Origin of the sequence: Streptomyces sp. NBC_00820, assembly GCF_036347055.1 — a bacterium.
Taxonomy (GTDB): domain Bacteria; phylum Actinomycetota; class Actinomycetes; order Streptomycetales; family Streptomycetaceae; genus Streptomyces.
This window is the reverse complement of the sequence record NZ_CP108882.1, coordinates 7144908-7160546: the sequence shown is the minus strand read 5'-3', so window position 1 is coordinate 7160546 and position 15639 is coordinate 7144908. Positions and strand designations below refer to the sequence as shown.

The following is a 15639-nucleotide window of genomic DNA, read 5'->3' as shown; positions in this document are numbered from 1 at the left end:
GGTCAGAGAGCCTCCGAATCCCCAAACAGCACCTACAGTTCAGACTTCGACACCTTCAGAAAACGTGAACTCGCGGGGATTGCATCGGGGCCGGATCGACACCCTGGGGCTGGACGAGAACGGCAGCCTGGTGGTGATCGAGTACAAGAAGGGGTCCGACAGCGGGGTTCTGTCGCAGGCTGTCTCGTACCTGTCCTGGCTGGACTCCGCACATCACGAGGTCGAGGCGCTCGTTCGAAAGGTGCTCGGTGCGGAGGCTGCCGAGTCCATCGACTGGCGTCGGCCGCGGATGGTCTGCATCGCGGCCAGCTTCTCTCACCACGATCGTGTGGCTGTGCAGCGGCTGCCCGAGCGGATCGATCTGGTGCGCTACCGCGTCTTCGAGGGCGGCCTGTTGAGCCTGCTGCTCGTGGACTCCTCGCCCGGTTCGGGGATCGCTGCTTCGTCTCGGCGGCCCAGGGAGCGGGATGTCGCGGCCACCAGCGTGCCAGCGGCTCCGGGGGCTTCCGCGGCGGCGGGCGCTGGTCTCGTCCCGGAGTGCCTGCGGGACCTGTTCGCGGAGCTGGACGACGCGCTCACGGCGTGGGGCGAGGTCGAGGTGGCGCCTCTGCGGCACTACATCGCTTACCGACGGCTGGTGAACGTCGCGTCGGTGATCTTCCGTCCGAAGCATGAGGTGATCTTGGTCTACCTCAGACTCGACCCGGACACTGTCGTGCTGGAGGAGGGATTCACCAGGGATATGCGCGGCATCGGGCACCTCGGGACCGGGGACCTGGAGGTACGCCTCGCCTCGGCCGCCGACCTGGAGAAGGCGGCACCGTTGATCCGGCGGGCGTTCGAGGCGGCCTGAACCCTCGGAGGGCGTGGCGCGTCAATGCGACTTGCCACGCCATCCGGCATCCGCTCAGACGCCCCTTGAATGTGGCCAGTAACGGGGGTGTCCTGACCCCACCGGCGGCTCAGAGCGGCGTTCGATGTGAGTCCACCACAGTTTGCTGCCGATAGCTGAAGCTGCCGCAATCTCGCGTGCTCGGTCCTCTAGGCTCATGTGGTCGAGGGCAGTCTTCGTCGCGTCGCTGGGCAGAAGACGCTCTTCTCCGGGCTCAGGAGGGAGCCATCCGAGCACGGGTGTTCCGTAGCGGCTGAGATGATCTTCCACTTGCTCCGTGAAGGCATCCGAAGGCGTTTGTTCCTTACGATTGTGGAGAAGCACGAGCCCTGCCAGAGGCAGTCGTGACAGGTCATGTTGGCCGAGGTGACGTTCTCGCCAAAGGGCTGCGGAGTCCTCCGGGTCGAGAGCCACGGCACGGTCTCCGTCAACCGCGCGGCGCCATGCCGGGGTCGTCGTCCTCCTCGGATACTCGCTGGCGCCGAAGGCAAAGATCACGCCGTCAATCCCCTTGTTCGCGAGTCCGCCTTCCCAGGCGGACGGTCGCTCATCCAAGACGAGGATGCGACTGCAGCGCTCGCGTGCAGCGTCGAGAGCGGCATCGATGGCTTCTTCTTCTACGACGGAGAAAAGGCCGCCGCCCGGATTCAGGCTCGCTCTCCAGGCTTGATCGTTACCCGGCGTCAAGCGCAGGCGATTCCAGCGCATAACGTGGCCCTCAGGCTGCGGCACATTGACTTTCGGCCAGGCTCTGCCGTAAGTGCTGTATGAACTGAAGTCTATGTCGCCGTCGTTGATGGTCAGCACGGCGGCTACGTGACCTTCAGCAGCCCATGTACTCACCAGCCGAACGGCGGTGGTAGCGGTCAGCCCCTGCCTGGCTTCCGTGGCCGAGGGGCCCGATGTCAGAACGAAACATCGCTGTGGCTCAGGTCGGCTCACGGCGCCGGTTCGATGTGCCGGGCGGCTGGGGGCTCGCGCCTCACCCAGGGCGGTCAGAGCCCGCCCTGGACGACCAGTGGCCGAATTCCCGTGCTCGGTACGGATGGTGAGAATGCCTCTCCAGCCCTCGCCGTGTGCGCCCTTCCTGACGAAGCGCAGGGTGCAGATCTTCGACTCGCAGACGTGATCGAGGATTTGCAGGTCAGGTCCTGTGATTGCGTCCTGAAGAAGCTCGGCGAGCCGTTCATCGTGAAGTTCCGCCCCGCCTGCCACAGTTCGCTCGAGCGTCCAGTCCAGCCCGTGCTCGGAGACCGCGTTGCTCACGGTGAGCCCGTCGTGCCCGACAAGCGCTGTCCACATCCGGGGACGCCGTAGTAGCGCGCTTGCCAACTGCGCGCTCGCCCGATGCTGGGCAATCACATCACGGGACAGAGGCGGGCGGCGGCGCAGCGGCGCGACTGTCTCGCCGGGTACCCAATGCGGGGTGCAGCGTTCCTGGATCGCGCGTTCGTGGCGTTTCTGAAGCAGGGAAGCCGGGGGCTCGTCCCCTTGAAGATGGATGTGCACCTTTGGATCTGCGACGTTCCATCGGATGCCGGTCTTATCGCCGAACGAGGCGGTCAGTTCGAGTTGCTTTCCGATCACACGCGCCTGCAGGCATGGAACCCCGCGCCTTGTTCCGCGGCGTACTTCGGTCGGCCTGGATGTCCATGCCCGCTCCACCACGGCCTGGGCACTGGACGGTACGACCGGTGAAATCTTCACCGACCCGCTCGTCGTCAACACGGCGGACGTGGTTGCCTGGGTGCGCCGTCTGCCGCAGCCGGCCGCGGTTGCCTACGAGGCCGGACCGACCGGCTTCGTCCTGGCACGCGCGCTGCAGCAGGCTGGGATCCGCTGCGTGGTGGCGGCGCCGTCGAAAATGGAGCGGCCGACCGGAGACCGGATCAAAACCGACAAGCGCGATGCCCAGCGGCTCGCGAAACTGCTGCGCCTGGACGAGCTGCCCGCGGTGCGGGTGCCTGATCTGGAACAGGAGGCTGCCCGGGACCTCACCCGGGCCCGCGACGATGTCCGCGCCGACCTGATGCGCGCCCGCCACCGCGTGGCCAAGCTGCTGCTGCGCCGCGGCATCGTCCACATCGACGGCAGGGCCTGGACCGCTGCCCATCACCAGTGGCTGACCGGCCACCGCTTCGACGAGTTCGGTCTGCGGGTCGCCTACGACGAGGCCCTGGAGACGGTATTGGCCCTCGAAGCACGCCGGACCCGCCTGGATGCTGCCATTACCGAACTCGCCGCCCAACCTGCCTGGGCCCCGGCCCCCGCCGGCTGGCCTGCATGCGCGGGGTGAGCACCTTCACCGCGTTCGGCCTCGCCGTCGAGATCGGTGACTGGCACCGCTTCACCGGCTCGACGATCGGTTCCTACCTGGGGCTTGTCCCCAGCGAGGACTCTTCCGGCTGCCAGCGCCGCCAGGGAAGTATCACCAAGACGGGCAACACCATGCCCGACGGCTCCTGGTGGAGGCCGCCTGGCACCACCGCCGTCCCTATCGACGCCCCGGCGCCGGTCTCCAGGCCCGCCTCGACCACGTCGCCACCCCTGTCCGGCAACGCGCCGAACGGGGCAACCGGCGCCTGCACCAGCGCTGGGTGAACCTGGACGCTTGCCGCAAACGCTCCACCATCAGCGTCGTGGCCGTCGCCCGGGAACTGTCCGGCTGGTGCTGGAGTCTGGCAATCATGGAGGACTGACACCCATCAACTCCTCCGCGAAAACCGCTCGCGGGGGCATCAGCCCGGGGACCGTGCAGCGCGAGGAACGATCCGCGGAATTCCTATGAGCAGCCCGCTCCTTGTTGGCCACGCCCGGCATTAGATGAGCGGCCCGTTCCCGACGCACACCCTGGTCCGCCCCCGCCAGCCCCACACCCCTCTCAGCGAGGAGGGGCCGCATACCCATGCCCCTTGACAAGAACCTGCTACATATCAGGAATCACTGGCAACACGTCGACCTCGAACAGCCGCGGTTCGTCGATCAACGCAAGATCGTCGTGTCGGTACAGACCGCCGTAGGTATCTCGCTGCGCCTCGCGCCGGAACGAGGGCGGAGAAGGCCGAGCAGGTGCGCAGCATGTTGGGCACGCTCGGCGAGGCACTGACGCAGGCGGTCAACGACGACCAGGCCCACGACGACGGGGGCGCCGCCGGGGGCTGAGCCGCGTTGCTCGACCTCGACCGGTTGCCCCTGTCACGTAAGCAACTCCGCAGCATCGGCCAGGCCACGGCGCGTATCAACCTGTGGCACGGGTCAGTCCGGTCTGGGAAGACGATCGCCTCACTACTGGCGTTCATTTCAGCGTGAAGGTGGGCAGGAATCTGGACCTCAGGTTCGGCGGCCATCGGCTTCACCTGGTGGCGGCCAGCAACGGGACCGCTGACCTCCAGATCGAGTAGAGCCCGAACCCGGAAGACCTGGTCCCGGCTGTCCACGCCGCTCTCGAACCGGGCCCGAGCCTCCGGGGACAGCTACCCCATCGACGCGTTCCCCGTCGGCCGGGACCGCCGGACGGCGACCTGCCCGCCCGCGCCGGCGCCCACCTCACCCGCACCCGCCACTTCACAACGCTTCGCCCCGAATCAGCCGCCAGGACCGTCTTCACCGGGGTGGGGCCCGCCGGTCAGCCGGGTGCGGGGGACACCCGGCTGACACTGAAAAGGTACGCAGGCCGAGCTGTGCCCGGTATCCCGCTACACCCACGGACGGGTGGGCCTAGACCCACCGGGAGCAGGGCAGGCGGGCGAAGCCCGGCCCACTGCGACGGCTACGAGCCGCCGCTTCGGTCGGGCGCCGTCGGTCTCGGCTCCCCCGGTGCCGATGCTCCACCGTCCGATGCCATCCCGCGTTCGCGTGCCCCCGCGGAGCGCGGCGCGGCCGGCCGGGCGAGCGGGGGTGTGGCTAGGCCCACTCCCGACGGGGCGTAGCGGGATACCGAGCGCGGGGCGGCCTGCGTACCTTCTCCGGTATCGGCCGGTCGGTCTCCGGCTGACACGATGATCACCGTGGTGAAAGGATGAGGCGCATGACGATACCTCCGGGAGGCGGTCCCCTTCGTTGGTGCGCCGAGATCGGGCTCGGCCTCTACCGGTCTGTGGTAGTGGCCGTTCTCACCTGCGTGTTCCCCCTCGTCGCCGTGCCGGTCGGAGTGGCCGGCTCCCACGTGGCCTACTCCTGGTCCACGGGGATCGCGGGAGCACCGCTGGTCGTGCGCGCGCTGGCGGCCGTCGGGGAAACCCTGGTGGTGATGCTCTGGATCTCCTTGGCTCTGTGGATCACCCACTCGCTGATGAGCCGCACGCTCGCCAAGGCCGCACGCCGGTGCGCGGCGAGCTGGCTCGGTCAGCGCATCGAGGTGTCCTACCGTCCCGTCCCGCAGGTCACCCGGGTCGCCACGGGGTACTGGTGGGACGGCCACGAGTACCACCGGTCCGAGCGGGAGGCCCGCCGTCGCGCCAAGGTCGAGGCGCGGTTCCACGATCCGCAACTGCACTGGGACGGGGTGTGGGCGCTGGTCGCCGGGGTCACCGTGCTGCCGGTCGCGGTCCTGCCGCCGCTCGTGCTCGCTTACGGCGTCCGCATGGCGCTGACGCCCGGTCTCGTCGGATACGGCGTCGCCGTGATCGTGGCGGGCCTGGCCGGCGCCCCCTTCGCGTGGCGGATTCTGCGGCCCGTGGCGGAGCGGTTCCTCGGGCCGGTGCCGAGCACCCGGCTGGGCCGGCGGGTGGCGGAACTGGAGGCCATCCGCGCGGATCTGACGCACACTCAGGCGGCGGAGCTGGAGCGCATCGAGCGGGGTCTGCACGACGGGGCCCAGGCCAGGCTGGTCGCCATGGGCATGTCCATGGGCGCGGCCGAGCAACTCATCGACACCAACCCCGACGCCGCGAAGGCGCTCCTCGCGCAAGTCCGGGCCACCTCGGCCACCGCACTCGCCGAACTGCGCTCGCTCGTCCGTGGCATCAACCCCCCGGTGCTCGCCGAACGCGGGCTGGTGGACGCCGTCCGGGCCCTCGCGCTCGACTCCTCCGTGAACGTCGAGGTGCGCAGCCAGGTGCCCTCTCGGCCTGAGCGGCCCGTCGAGTCGGCCGTCTATTTCGCCGTCGCGGAACTCCTGGCGAACGTGGCCAAGCACTCCCGCGCCGAGCAGGTGACGGTCGAACTCGGTTACGCGGAACGCACGTTGACGGCTACCGTCAGCGACGACGGAGTCGGCGGGGCCGGCGCCTCCGCAAGCTCCGGACTGAGCGGCATCGAGCGCCGGATGGCAGCGTTCGGCGGGCGCGTGGACATCGACAGCCCCGTCGGCGGACCCACTCATATCACCGTGGCGGTACCGTGCGAATTGTCGTAGCCGAAGATCTTTTCCTGCTCCGTGACGGGCTGGTGCGTCTGGTCGAGGCGTTCGGGCACACCGTCGTCGCCGCCACCGAGTCAGGGCCCGGCACGCTTGAGGCGCTGCTCGCGCATCGGCCGGACGTCGCGATCGTGGACGTCCGGCTGCCGCCGACATTCTCCGACGAGGGGCTCCAAGCCGCGCTCGCCGCCCGCCGGGCCGTGCCCGGGCTGCCCGTCCTCATCCTCTCGCAGCACGTGGAGCAGTTGTACGCGCGTGAACTTCTCGCTGACGGGCAGGGCGGCATCGGCTACCAGCTCAAGGACCGGGTTCTGGACGCCGGGCAGTTCATGGACGCGCTTCAGCGCGTCGCTGACGGGGGGACGGCCCTCGACCCCACGGTCGTCGCCAAACTGCTGGGCCGGCCCGAGCGGGCCGATCCGCTCGCCACCCTCACCGAGCGGGAACGCTCAGTGCTCGCGCTGATGGCCGAAGGGCTGTCCAACTCCGCGATCGCCGGCCGGCTGTTCCTCAGTGAGGGCGCGATCAGCAAGTACACCACCACCATCTTCGCCAAGCTGGACCTGGCCACCGACGACGACACCAATCGCCGGGTGCGGGCGGTGCTCGCCTACCTCGGTGCCAATGCGCGGGGGGCCGAGTAAGACCCGGAGATGCCGCACCGGGCGCTGTAGGACACCTATGGCGCCCGGTGCGGCACTTTGCTGTCGGGCGGTGGCATCGTGGCTCTGCGGGTGAGGGTCTCCGGCGTGTCGACGGTGGGGTTCGGGGTGTGGTGGGGGCGGTGTCGTCACGGGCGAGGAGTGTCCGAGGGGTTGCGGTGAGGACGGCGGGCGCAGCGGGGCCGACACCGCACCCAGAACACCACGCGGGCGGGCCGGTTCCGTGGGGTACGGGGTTCGGGCACCTCGGTGAGAGCACGACCGCACCGGTGGACGCCGGGACGCTCGCGCCGGCGAACGAGTCGGCGTCCGTGTTCGGGCCCGTCCTGATCACCGCGACGGCGTCGAACTCGGCGCGGTGGCAGCGGAGTTCGACGGACCCTGGGTCGAGGCAGCCCACACGCAGAGGACCGCCACCTCCGGAGAGGTGGCGGTCCTGGTGGGTGTGGGTGGGGCTCAGTTGTGGAGTTTCGACGGGGTGCGTACAGGTCCGTCCGGTGTCTCGTCGGCGGGGGCCTCGGAGCCGGCTTCGGGGAGCGCGCGGTCCGCGTGGCCCGGCCACCACGCCGCGTGGCCGATGAGGGCCGTCAGGCTGGGGGTGAAGAACATCGCCATGACGAAGGCGGCGATCGCGATGCCGAAGGAGACGGCGAAGCCCATTTCCTTGAGGAGGGCGTTGCCCGCGAGCATCATCGTGGCGAAGGTCGCGGCGAGGATGAAGCCCGCTGCGGCCACCGTCGGGCCGGTGTGGCGCAGCGCGACGCCTGCGGCCTCGCGCGGGGTGCGGCCCTCGCGGGCCTCCTCGCGGAGCCGGGCGATCATGAGGATGTTGTAGTCGGTGCCGATGGCGACGACGAAGAGGTACACGATCACCGGGATCAGGAACATCAGGCCCGAGTGGCCGCGCAGCCCCTGGAAGACCCACACGGTGGCGCCGAGGGTGGCGCCGAAGCCGAGGCCCACCGAGGCGATCAGGTACCAGGGGGCGACGACACTGCGCAGCAGGAGCCCCAGGATGATCATGATCAGGACGGCGGCGACGGGGAAGACCGTGCGGTAGTCGTGGTCGACGGCGGTGTCGATGTCCTTGTAGATCGAGGAGAGACCGCCGACGACGGCTTCCGTGCCGGCGGGTGCGTCGGAGTGCGCGACGTCCCGCACCCGGTCCACGGCGGCGATGGCCTTGTCGGTCGCCGCCTCGTACTTGAGGGTGACGGTGAAGTCGGCGGTGGTGCCGTCCTTGTTCAGCTGGGACACGCGGGCGCTGGCGACCCCGTCGACGGCGCCGAGCTTGTCGGCGTACGCGGCGAAGGCGGACTTGTCGAGCGGCTTGCCGTCGGTGCTGGAGAGGTAGACGTCGGTGGGGGCGGCGGCGCCCGCCGAGTACGCCGTCTTCAGCTCGTCCTGGACGACCATGGACTCCTTGGTCTTCGGCATCGAGCCGGACGCCAGGTCGAAGTTGGCCTTGAAGCCGAGCGCGCCGATCGCCAGCACGACCAGGACCAGGCCGGAGGCGGCGGCGGTCAGCGCCGGGCGGCGTTGTACGCCTCGGCCGAGCGCCGCGAAGCTCGCGCCTCGCGGCTCGTGCTGCCAGGACTTGGAGGGCCAGAAGACCTTCGGGCCGATGAGCGAGACCACGGCGGGGATCAGGGTCAGCGCCGCGACGAGGGTGGCGGTGACCGCGATGGCCAGCGCCGGGCCCATCTGCTTGAGGGAGCCGAGCGTGGACAGGCTCAGCGCGAGGAAGGCGACGCCGACCGCTCCGGCGGCCGAGGCGACGGCCTCGCCGACCCGGGCGACCGCGTTGATCACGGCCTGCTTGGGTTCGTCACCGGCGCGCAGGCGTTCGCGGTAGCGGAACATCAGGAACAGGAAGTAGTCGGTGCCGACGCCGAAGAGGACGACGATCAGGATCGAGGAGACCGAGTCGTTGGCCTGGAGGCCGAACAGCTTGGTGGCGTAGGCGATCAGGCCCTTGGCGACGGCGGACACCAGGGCGATCAGGATGAGGGGCAGTACGGCGAGGATCGGCGCCCGGAAGATGACCAGCAGGCTCACCAGGATGATCGCGAAGGTGCCGAGCCCGATCAGGGCGTTACCGGCCTTGGACGCGTCCTGCGCGTCGAGGGCCTGCGCGGCGGGGCCGCCCAGCTTGACCTGGAGGTGCGTGCCCTTGGTCAGTTGGCCGACGTCGTCGCGCAGCACCTTGGCCGCGTCGGCCTGCACCGGCTGGCCTGCGGTCTTCTTGTCCATCTGGACCAGGGTCATGGTGTATTTGCCGTCCTTGGACGGCGGACCGGGTACGACCTTCTGCACCTGGTCGATGTGCTTCTGGCCCAGCTCGGTGGTGATGCGGGCGACGTCCCGCTCGTCGTCGGCGGTCAGCTTGCCGCCGTCGGCACGCTGGTAGAGGGCGATCGCCGACGGGGTGAAGGCGCTGGGGAACGCCTTGTGCTGGATGTCCGATGCCCTGATGGACTCGTAGCTCTTGGGCAGGAAGCTGCTCTCGTCGCTGTTCGAGGGGAGGCTGGGCGCGGTGGCCACGATGGCCACCGCCGCGATCAGCCATGCCACGATCGTCCAGACGGGGTGCCGCACGACGGCTTTCCCGACGCGTTGGAACATGGGGGTCCTCCTGGTGACTGTCTGGAAAGCACGCGTCTTGTCGGAGTGAACTCGGCCTGAGCGAAGGCGCGGTGGGGGGCGCGCCGAAGTCCGGTCGGTCTCAGGCGCTCTTGGTGAAGGCGCCGCTCAGCGGGGCCCGGCGGGTGATGACGGCGGCTCCGAGCAGGCCCAGGGCGCCGATGGCCTGCATGGCGGCGTACCAGCCGGGGCAGAGGCCGGGGATCAGGTCGACGACGATGATCGCGACCGGCAGGACGGTGGTGAGGATGCGGACGCGCTTGAAGCTCGACCGCGAACCCTGGGCCGCGGCGGCGACCAGCCGCAGGATCACGGGGGCCATGGCGAGCAGGACGCCGCCGCGGATCCACATGAACGCGGTCACGTCGTGGCCGAGGGCCGCCACGACGGCCGTCGTCGCGAGGACGATGCCGGAGACCGCGCCGAAGAGGTTCACGCACTTCTTGACCGTCTCGAAAGCCTCTTCCGTGGTGCCGGTGTGGTTCGTCATGTCTTTCTCGCCTTCTCGTTGTGAGTTCTCGTTGTGATGTAGACGCTACGGATCACGGGCGGGGCCCGGTATGGGTCTGGGCGTACGGGTGGGTGGGGCCAGACCCACCCCTTTGTCCCGCGACTGTCCCGCGACGCCGTGAGCCGTCCGGCGGATCGCCGGACGGCTCGTCAACGCAAGGGTTTTGCGAGGTCAGCGGGCCTGGAGGAAGTCCAGGTACCGGAGGACGTCGGCGGTGCCGTCGGCCGTGGTGACCAGGCCGACGTGGCCGTCCGGGCGGACCAGGACCAGGGTGTCCTCGGTGTATCCGTAGGCCGGGGGGCATTCGGGGAGGTGCAGGGTGCGGAGGTCGGGGAGGCCGGCGGAGCGGACTCGGTCGAGCGCTTCGCGGGAGGTGGCGCCCAGGCCCAGCAGTGTCGAGTGGGGGCCTCGGAAGGCGTCGAACAGGTGGGTGCCGTCCGGGCACGGTGAGTCCGGGGCGCGGTCGCCCGCCTGGACGCCCTCGCCGGGTGCGGTGAGGTGCCAGCTGAGGGAGCTGTCGCGGTAGTTCAGGCCGAGTTGCATCGTCTCCTCGGTGAGGCCCGCTTCGGCGCCGCCCGTGCCGCCGACGACGGCTTCGGCGATGCGGTCGCCCGAGGAGAGGGACGTGCGCAGGGTCCACTCGGCGATGGGCAGGCGCTCTTCCTGGTAGGTGTCCAGGAGGCTCTGGCCTGCGCCCTTGACGACCCCGGCCAGTTTCCAGCCGAGGTTGTAGGCGTCCTGCACACCGGTGTTGGCTCCGAGCGCGCCCGACACGGGGTGGATGTGGGCCGCGTCGCCGGCGAGGAGGACCCGGCCGGAGCGCAGCGTGTCGACCATCCGGACGTTCTTCTTGTTGACGGACAGCCAGGTCGGGTTGCTCAGTTTGATGGGCATTCCGCTGATGCGGTCGACCGCGTCCTGGAGCGCTTCGAGCGTGGGGGGCGGGATCGTGCCGTCGGGGGCGGCCGGTGCCGAGCCCTGGACCTGCCAGGAGCGGGAGCCCGGCAGCGGGCACATCAGGAGCAGGCCGCGCTCCAGGTCGTACCACTGGTGCCAGGCGTCGTCGGGCAGCCCGTCGACCTCGACGTCGCCGACGTAGAGCCACTGAGCCTTTTCCAACCTCACGCTGATGCGTGGTGAAGAACGAGAACGGCCTTCACCACGTCGGTGATGCGGTTGGTGCTGCAGCGGAGCTTCCGCAGGAGCCGCCAGCCTTTCAGCGTGGCCATGGCCTGCTCGCCGAGGCAGCGGATCTTGGCGTGGGTGGTGTTGTGGCGACGCTTCCACTTCTTGAGGCGGCGGCCTCGAAACGGGACCCGGACGGGTCCGCCAGCTCCTTGATACGCCTTGTCGGCCCAGCATCCGAGTCCCGCGTCGGTGAGGGCGTCGATGATGCCGTGCTGCCTGGCAGCGGTCAGATCGTGGGTCGAGCCGGGCAGCGCCGGCGAGGCCCAGAGCAGCCGTCCGAACGGATCGGTGAGTACCTGGACGTTCATGCCGTGGCGTTTGTGTTTCCCGGAGTAGTACGGGGTGTCGGCGGCGATGCGGTCGATGGGCAGCAGGGTGCCGTCGAGAATGACGAACGCCTTCTCGCGGATCGTCTCCATCGCCTTGGCCAGGGATGGAGCGAGGGCGGACAGGATGTCGACGGCCTCGCGTATGTAGCGGGAGACGGTCGCGATCCCGATGCCGAACCCGGCCGCGAGCTGGGCGTAGGTGTCGCCGCATCGCAGATGAGCCAGGGCGAGCAGAGCCTGTCGCGCGGCGGGAAGGCGCCGCCAGCGTGTCCCGATCTCCTGCCGCATGGCTATGAGTTGGCTGGTCAGGAACCGCAAGGTACGGCTGGACAGATCAATCGACGACGGGTAGACAAGCACGCGAAGCTCCTGGCGGACACGGTTGATCTTGGTCGAGAACCCGTCTACCAGGAGCTTCGTCGTTGCGCAGAGCCGTCCAACTCGCAGTCAACAAAGTCAGGTTGGAAGAGGCTCACTGCTGCGACGCATGCTGACCTCTTGCTGACCTGGGCAGGCACCACCATGCCTCTGACCTGCACAAACGCCCGGATGCTAGATCTTGGACTTGAACATGGTGCGCAGCATCTTGGACTCCTGGAAGACGGCTCCCCGCCGGCTTTCTGCAGGTCAGGGGCTTTCTTCACTGTACAACGGCACACCTTCGACTCGAAGAGCTTCAAGAACATCGTGCGCCATCACGTGCAGGCCTGCGCGAATCGAGCCACTGTGAAGCGGCCGACCAGGCGCATCTACGGAAAGCCGTCTCGGACTGATGCTCCAACATGCCCCTCATCGAGGGCAGGGCGGACGACCTGGCGGAGGTCGCCAGGGCCGCCCGAGCGTGGCACGACGGGCGAGCATGGGGGACATCCGACAGGCGGCACCCTCCGTGCACCTGACCGGCCGGTTCGAGGTGCCCGACAACGATCCCGCACGCTTGACGGAATCCGAATGGCAGGGCACGCGCCAGGAGGGGCCTCATCAGCCAGGACCTTGGCCAATTCGCCACAGCGCAGGAGGCCGTGGCAGTACGCCAACTGCCGTCCGGCCTCGGCCCAACCACGCTCGGCGGATGATCCCGCCCAGCAAACGGCTTGGTCGACAGCGCAGCAGCGGACTGCGCATCGCACTTGGCGATCGGTTCCACCTGAGCTGCGAAGACCAAGAAGGGCAGCCCCGCTCCTGGCCCACGCCCGCGCAGACACGGACAGACGGCAAGGGCACGCCGAGTCGAGCTCACTGCGTCCCGCGCACGCATACGTTCCGGCCGCTGACCAGACGGGGCAGTGCCCTCAGCCCGGAATGATCAGTGATTCGGACAGCTCCGGTGGTGACGCCGGCTGGGATGGCCAGACGCGCCGACGTCGCACCGGGCGGTCAGCTACGTCCTGGCCACCGTGCAACGTCGGCGGCCGGAAGTCCTGGCCGGGAATGCCAGTGCGGCGGCGCCACCGACCCGCGCCAGCCGCAGTTGGGCCCTCCCACCGGCGAGACCGCCGGCTACGCCTCGCCCGCCACGCGCACACGGACATGCGCGCGTTGCGGGCCACGGCACCGGGCGCGCGAGTGGACAGCGTGCAGAGTGCCGGTGAAGCGGCCGGACCGCGGGACTGATCGACTCAGCCGCCGCTCTTACGCCTGAACGACCGCTGGCTCGCCGCCGGGCCGTGCGCCGCACGCACCTTCGACGCATCCGGGTTGGCGGCAACATCGGCCGCGTTCGCCTGCGCACCGCGCTTGCGCGCCAGGGCTTCGCGGAACTTGCGCTTGAGGTCGTAGTTGCCGTCGCTGTCCGGCGCCAGAGGGGACGCCTCAGGGGCAGTCGGCTCCGAACCTTCCGTAGTTACGGGCTCTGCGGTCATGGTGACCTCCTGGGTTCGGGGGTGGGCCAGCACAGCTTGTCATGCCGGGCGCAGTGCGAGGCGCCGACAACATCATGCTGCTCCGTTTCGGCGGGTATCCCACTCGCGGCCGAGGGTGTTCGCTTCGTAGTCGGGGGCACAGGACAGGCTTCCAGCCGGGCCGAGGGTTGTCGATCCCGTGGCCAGGAGATTCGCTGACAGGGCACCGGCTCTCAGAAGCGTGCTCTTTCCCGGTCACGCGGTCGTTCTTGGTCGAACAGGGTTCTGGATTGGGCGAGTTGGCTGCTGCGCGTGCATGAAAGAAGGGCCTCCTGGTAACACGCGGGTGTCGAGGCTTCACCAGGTGGTCGGTGGATTCACCGGAGAACGACGGTGACGCCGCGGCTCTCGAGGAGTTGCACGGCTTCCTCGAAGTAGGTGAGCTTTCCACCGTGGTCGAGGGTGAAGTTCAATGCGTTGCGAGCGATGTCGGCGTCGTGCCAGATCAAGGTGAAGGGCCCAATGACGCCGCGTTGGCCGCCCAGGCAGTCCTGGAGATCGTCGAGCCCTCGGCCGAACCAGCGGCCGGGACCGATGAGTGCTTCGCCCAGCGCGCAATAGAAGCCGGGCTTGTCGGTGATGAAACGTCCCTCAAGGTGATGGGTTCCCCCAGTTCGGTCCGGCTCGCCGCCTGGATGAGGGCGTATCAGGTCGAGCCACTCAGCTCGGCCCCGCGTGTCCAGTGAGGCCCACTGGTTGGGCGTCGTCGGGAAGCCCTGATACCAGGTCTCCCAGACGCCTCGGGCACCCAGCGAGGGTCGATCGTCGTCCCCGCCGTCGGCGAGCGTGATGTCGACCAGGGACCCGCCCAGCACGGACGTACTGACCTTGGCGATCTCCAGACGGACCCGGTGGGACCCCATCTCCCGCCCGAACCGGTCCAGCGCCACCAGTACCCCCCACTCCTTGGTCCATGCTTGCGGGTTGCGCAGGGCAGCGAGCAGCCGCTCGCCGGGCTCGCACCCGATGAGCTGCAAGGGGACGTCTGGGCGGACCTTGCGCGGGGCGAGGAGACCGTCGATGCTGTGGCACTCGCCGATAGGCCCGCCCCTGTAGTCCCCTTCTGCTACTGCGAAGCGCGGAACGGCAGGCATGGTGCCAGAGCCGGCACCGGCCCAGACCTCGCTGTGTTCGATCACGCCAGTGCCGACGACGACGTCGACAAGGTCCGGATCGGTCGCGTTGGGCGAGTGCGAGATGACGACCGTGTCCACCAGGGTCCACGCGAACTGAGCGCGGTTCTCATCTGAGATGTCAACGTCCAGATTGCCCAAAGACCGCGTGGCCTCGTCGGGAAAGGCGAGCGCATCGCGCCATGGCCCTGCGGGCGTGCACCCGCGCAGAGTCAGGAGTTCACGCGGCGGCACCGGGTCGACGAAAAGTCCCTCGACATCGGCGCACCGCCCCCAGAAGTCGCTCTCAAGGTCGGCATCCTGGCAGGTCAGAAGATACCTGACGGGAAAGATGTGATCCCACGTGGCATGGTCCTCGACCCGCACGAAGCCTCCGAACAGTTGAACTGGCTTGACGGGTCAACGATATGGAGCAGCGTTCCCCGGCCCGACGAAAGGGGCAGTCAGCTCTTGTTCTGACGAGGTCCACCGAAGGCCTGTTGGCGTGCCTGGAGGTAGGCGGTCCAGTCGGCGGCAGCGCGGCGGCGCATTGTGTGGCGGGCACGACGTGAAGACCGAGGGGTGGGGCCAGGACGGCTGGAGGGAGGTCTTGGGCGAGTTGGGTGAGAGCGGTGTTGTGGGCTGGCCGGACAGGAATGCCGTGTGCTTCAAGCCGACGGGTGAGCTGAACCGGCAGGGCCACCGTGTGGCCCGCTGCACCGTCGAGCAACTGATACGTGAACTCGGCATCGCCGGAGCGGTCCGCAGCAAGCGCGTGATCACCACACTGCCCCGAACCGCTGCTGGGTACCGGGAGCAACACCCTGTGCAGCTAGGCGAGTTGATCCACCACTCGGACACCGGATCGCAATACACGATTTTTCGGCTTGCCGAGCATCTGGACGCCGCCGGCATCGCCGCCTCGATTCGGATCGGTCGGTGACGCCTACGACAATGCCCTGATGGAGAGCACGATCGGCCTGTACAAAACCGAGTTGATCAAGCCCCGGCGGCCCTGGAAGTCGCTCTCCCAGGTCACAAC

At 68.7% G+C, this 15639-nt stretch carries 12 protein-coding genes and 2 pseudogenes; 7 read left to right on the top strand and 7 right to left on the bottom strand.

The window, feature by feature from the left end; all coding sequences use genetic code 11:
- The first annotated feature begins 64 nt into the window (after positions 1-64).
- On the top strand, positions 65-853 hold the full coding sequence (locus OIB37_RS31930) for a DUF5655 domain-containing protein (protein WP_330461079.1): 789 nt from the start codon (positions 65-67) through the stop codon (positions 851-853).
- Positions 854-907: 54 nt separating this feature from the next.
- On the opposite strand, the gene OIB37_RS31925 is transcribed toward OIB37_RS31930, so the two are convergent.
- Positions 908-2479 (bottom strand): SIMPL domain-containing protein, encoded by a 1572-nt coding sequence (locus tag OIB37_RS31925; protein WP_330461078.1) that lies wholly within the window; start codon positions 2477-2479, stop codon positions 908-910.
- Here OIB37_RS31925 and OIB37_RS31920 point away from each other — a divergent pair.
- From OIB37_RS31920 to OIB37_RS31900, 5 genes and pseudogenes are all read left to right on the top strand, one after another.
- A complete protein-coding gene (locus OIB37_RS31920) occupies positions 2427-3188 on the top strand; it encodes an IS110 family transposase (protein WP_330461077.1) in 762 nt (253 codons plus the stop codon). The two genes, OIB37_RS31925 and OIB37_RS31920, sit on opposite strands and share 53 nt — an antisense overlap.
- Positions 3185-3493 carry a transposase gene (locus tag OIB37_RS31915; protein ID WP_330461076.1) on the top strand — a complete coding sequence of 103 codons (309 nt, stop codon included), beginning with the start codon at positions 3185-3187 and terminating at the stop codon, positions 3491-3493. The genes OIB37_RS31920 and OIB37_RS31915 overlap by 4 nt, the downstream gene beginning before the upstream one ends.
- Positions 3494-4060: 567 nt before the next feature.
- Positions 4061-4198, top strand: a pseudogene (locus OIB37_RS31910) (PBSX family phage terminase large subunit); the annotation flags it as partial.
- A gap of 721 nt (positions 4199-4919) precedes the next feature.
- On the top strand, positions 4920-6248 hold the full coding sequence (locus tag OIB37_RS31905; RefSeq protein ID WP_330461075.1) for a sensor histidine kinase: 1329 nt from the start codon (positions 4920-4922) through the stop codon (positions 6246-6248).
- Positions 6233-6895, top strand: a complete 663-nt coding sequence (locus OIB37_RS31900) for a response regulator transcription factor (RefSeq protein ID WP_330461074.1) — start codon at positions 6233-6235, stop codon at positions 6893-6895. Before OIB37_RS31905 ends, OIB37_RS31900 begins: the two co-directional genes overlap by 16 nt.
- A gap of 474 nt (positions 6896-7369) precedes the next feature.
- Here the strand turns inward: OIB37_RS31900 and OIB37_RS31895 are convergent, their stop codons facing one another.
- The 6 genes from OIB37_RS31895 to OIB37_RS31870 form a co-directional block, all read right to left on the bottom strand.
- A complete protein-coding gene (locus OIB37_RS31895; RefSeq protein WP_330461073.1) occupies positions 7370-9538 on the bottom strand; it encodes an MMPL family transporter in 2169 nt (722 codons plus the stop codon).
- A 100-nt stretch (positions 9539-9638) separates the two neighbouring features.
- Positions 9639-10046 (bottom strand): hypothetical protein, encoded by a 408-nt coding sequence (locus tag OIB37_RS31890; RefSeq protein WP_330461072.1) that lies wholly within the window; start codon positions 10044-10046, stop codon positions 9639-9641.
- 192 nt (positions 10047-10238) lie between these two features.
- The gene (locus OIB37_RS31885) at positions 10239-11192 is read right to left on the bottom strand and encodes an FAD-dependent monooxygenase (RefSeq protein WP_330461071.1); all 954 of its coding nucleotides are present in this window, start codon (positions 11190-11192) and stop codon (positions 10239-10241) included.
- Complete coding sequence (locus OIB37_RS31880; protein WP_330461070.1) at positions 11189-11944, bottom strand: transposase family protein; 756 nt, start codon at positions 11942-11944, stop codon at positions 11189-11191. Before OIB37_RS31880 ends, OIB37_RS31885 begins: the two co-directional genes overlap by 4 nt.
- A gap of 1259 nt (positions 11945-13203) precedes the next feature.
- Complete coding sequence (locus OIB37_RS31875; protein WP_330461069.1) at positions 13204-13446, bottom strand: DUF5302 domain-containing protein; 243 nt, start codon at positions 13444-13446, stop codon at positions 13204-13206.
- A 356-nt stretch (positions 13447-13802) separates the two neighbouring features.
- Positions 13803-14984: a barstar family protein gene (locus OIB37_RS31870; RefSeq protein ID WP_330461068.1), complete on the bottom strand. Its 1182-nt coding sequence runs from the start codon at positions 14982-14984 to the stop codon at positions 13803-13805.
- Positions 14985-15438: 454 nt separating this feature from the next.
- On the opposite strand from OIB37_RS31870, the pseudogene OIB37_RS31865 reads away from it, so the two are divergent.
- A pseudogene (locus OIB37_RS31865) lies at positions 15439-15634 on the top strand (hypothetical protein); the annotation flags it as partial.
- Between the last annotated feature and the right edge of the window lie 5 nt (positions 15635-15639).

Coding starts and splice junctions, on each gene's coding strand:
- OIB37_RS31920 (WP_330461077.1), top strand. CDS start 2,427: ATGCCGGTCTTATCGCCGAACGAGGCGGTCAGTTCGAGTTGCTTTCCG.
- OIB37_RS31905 (WP_330461075.1), top strand. CDS start 4,920: ATGACGATACCTCCGGGAGGCGGTCCCCTTCGTTGGTGCGCCGAGATC.
- OIB37_RS31895 (WP_330461073.1), bottom strand. CDS start 9,538: ATGTTCCAACGCGTCGGGAAAGCCGTCGTGCGGCACCCCGTCTGGACG.
- OIB37_RS31890 (WP_330461072.1), bottom strand. CDS start 10,046: ATGACGAACCACACCGGCACCACGGAAGAGGCTTTCGAGACGGTCAAG.
- OIB37_RS31875 (WP_330461069.1), bottom strand. CDS start 13,446: ATGACCGCAGAGCCCGTAACTACGGAAGGTTCGGAGCCGACTGCCCCT.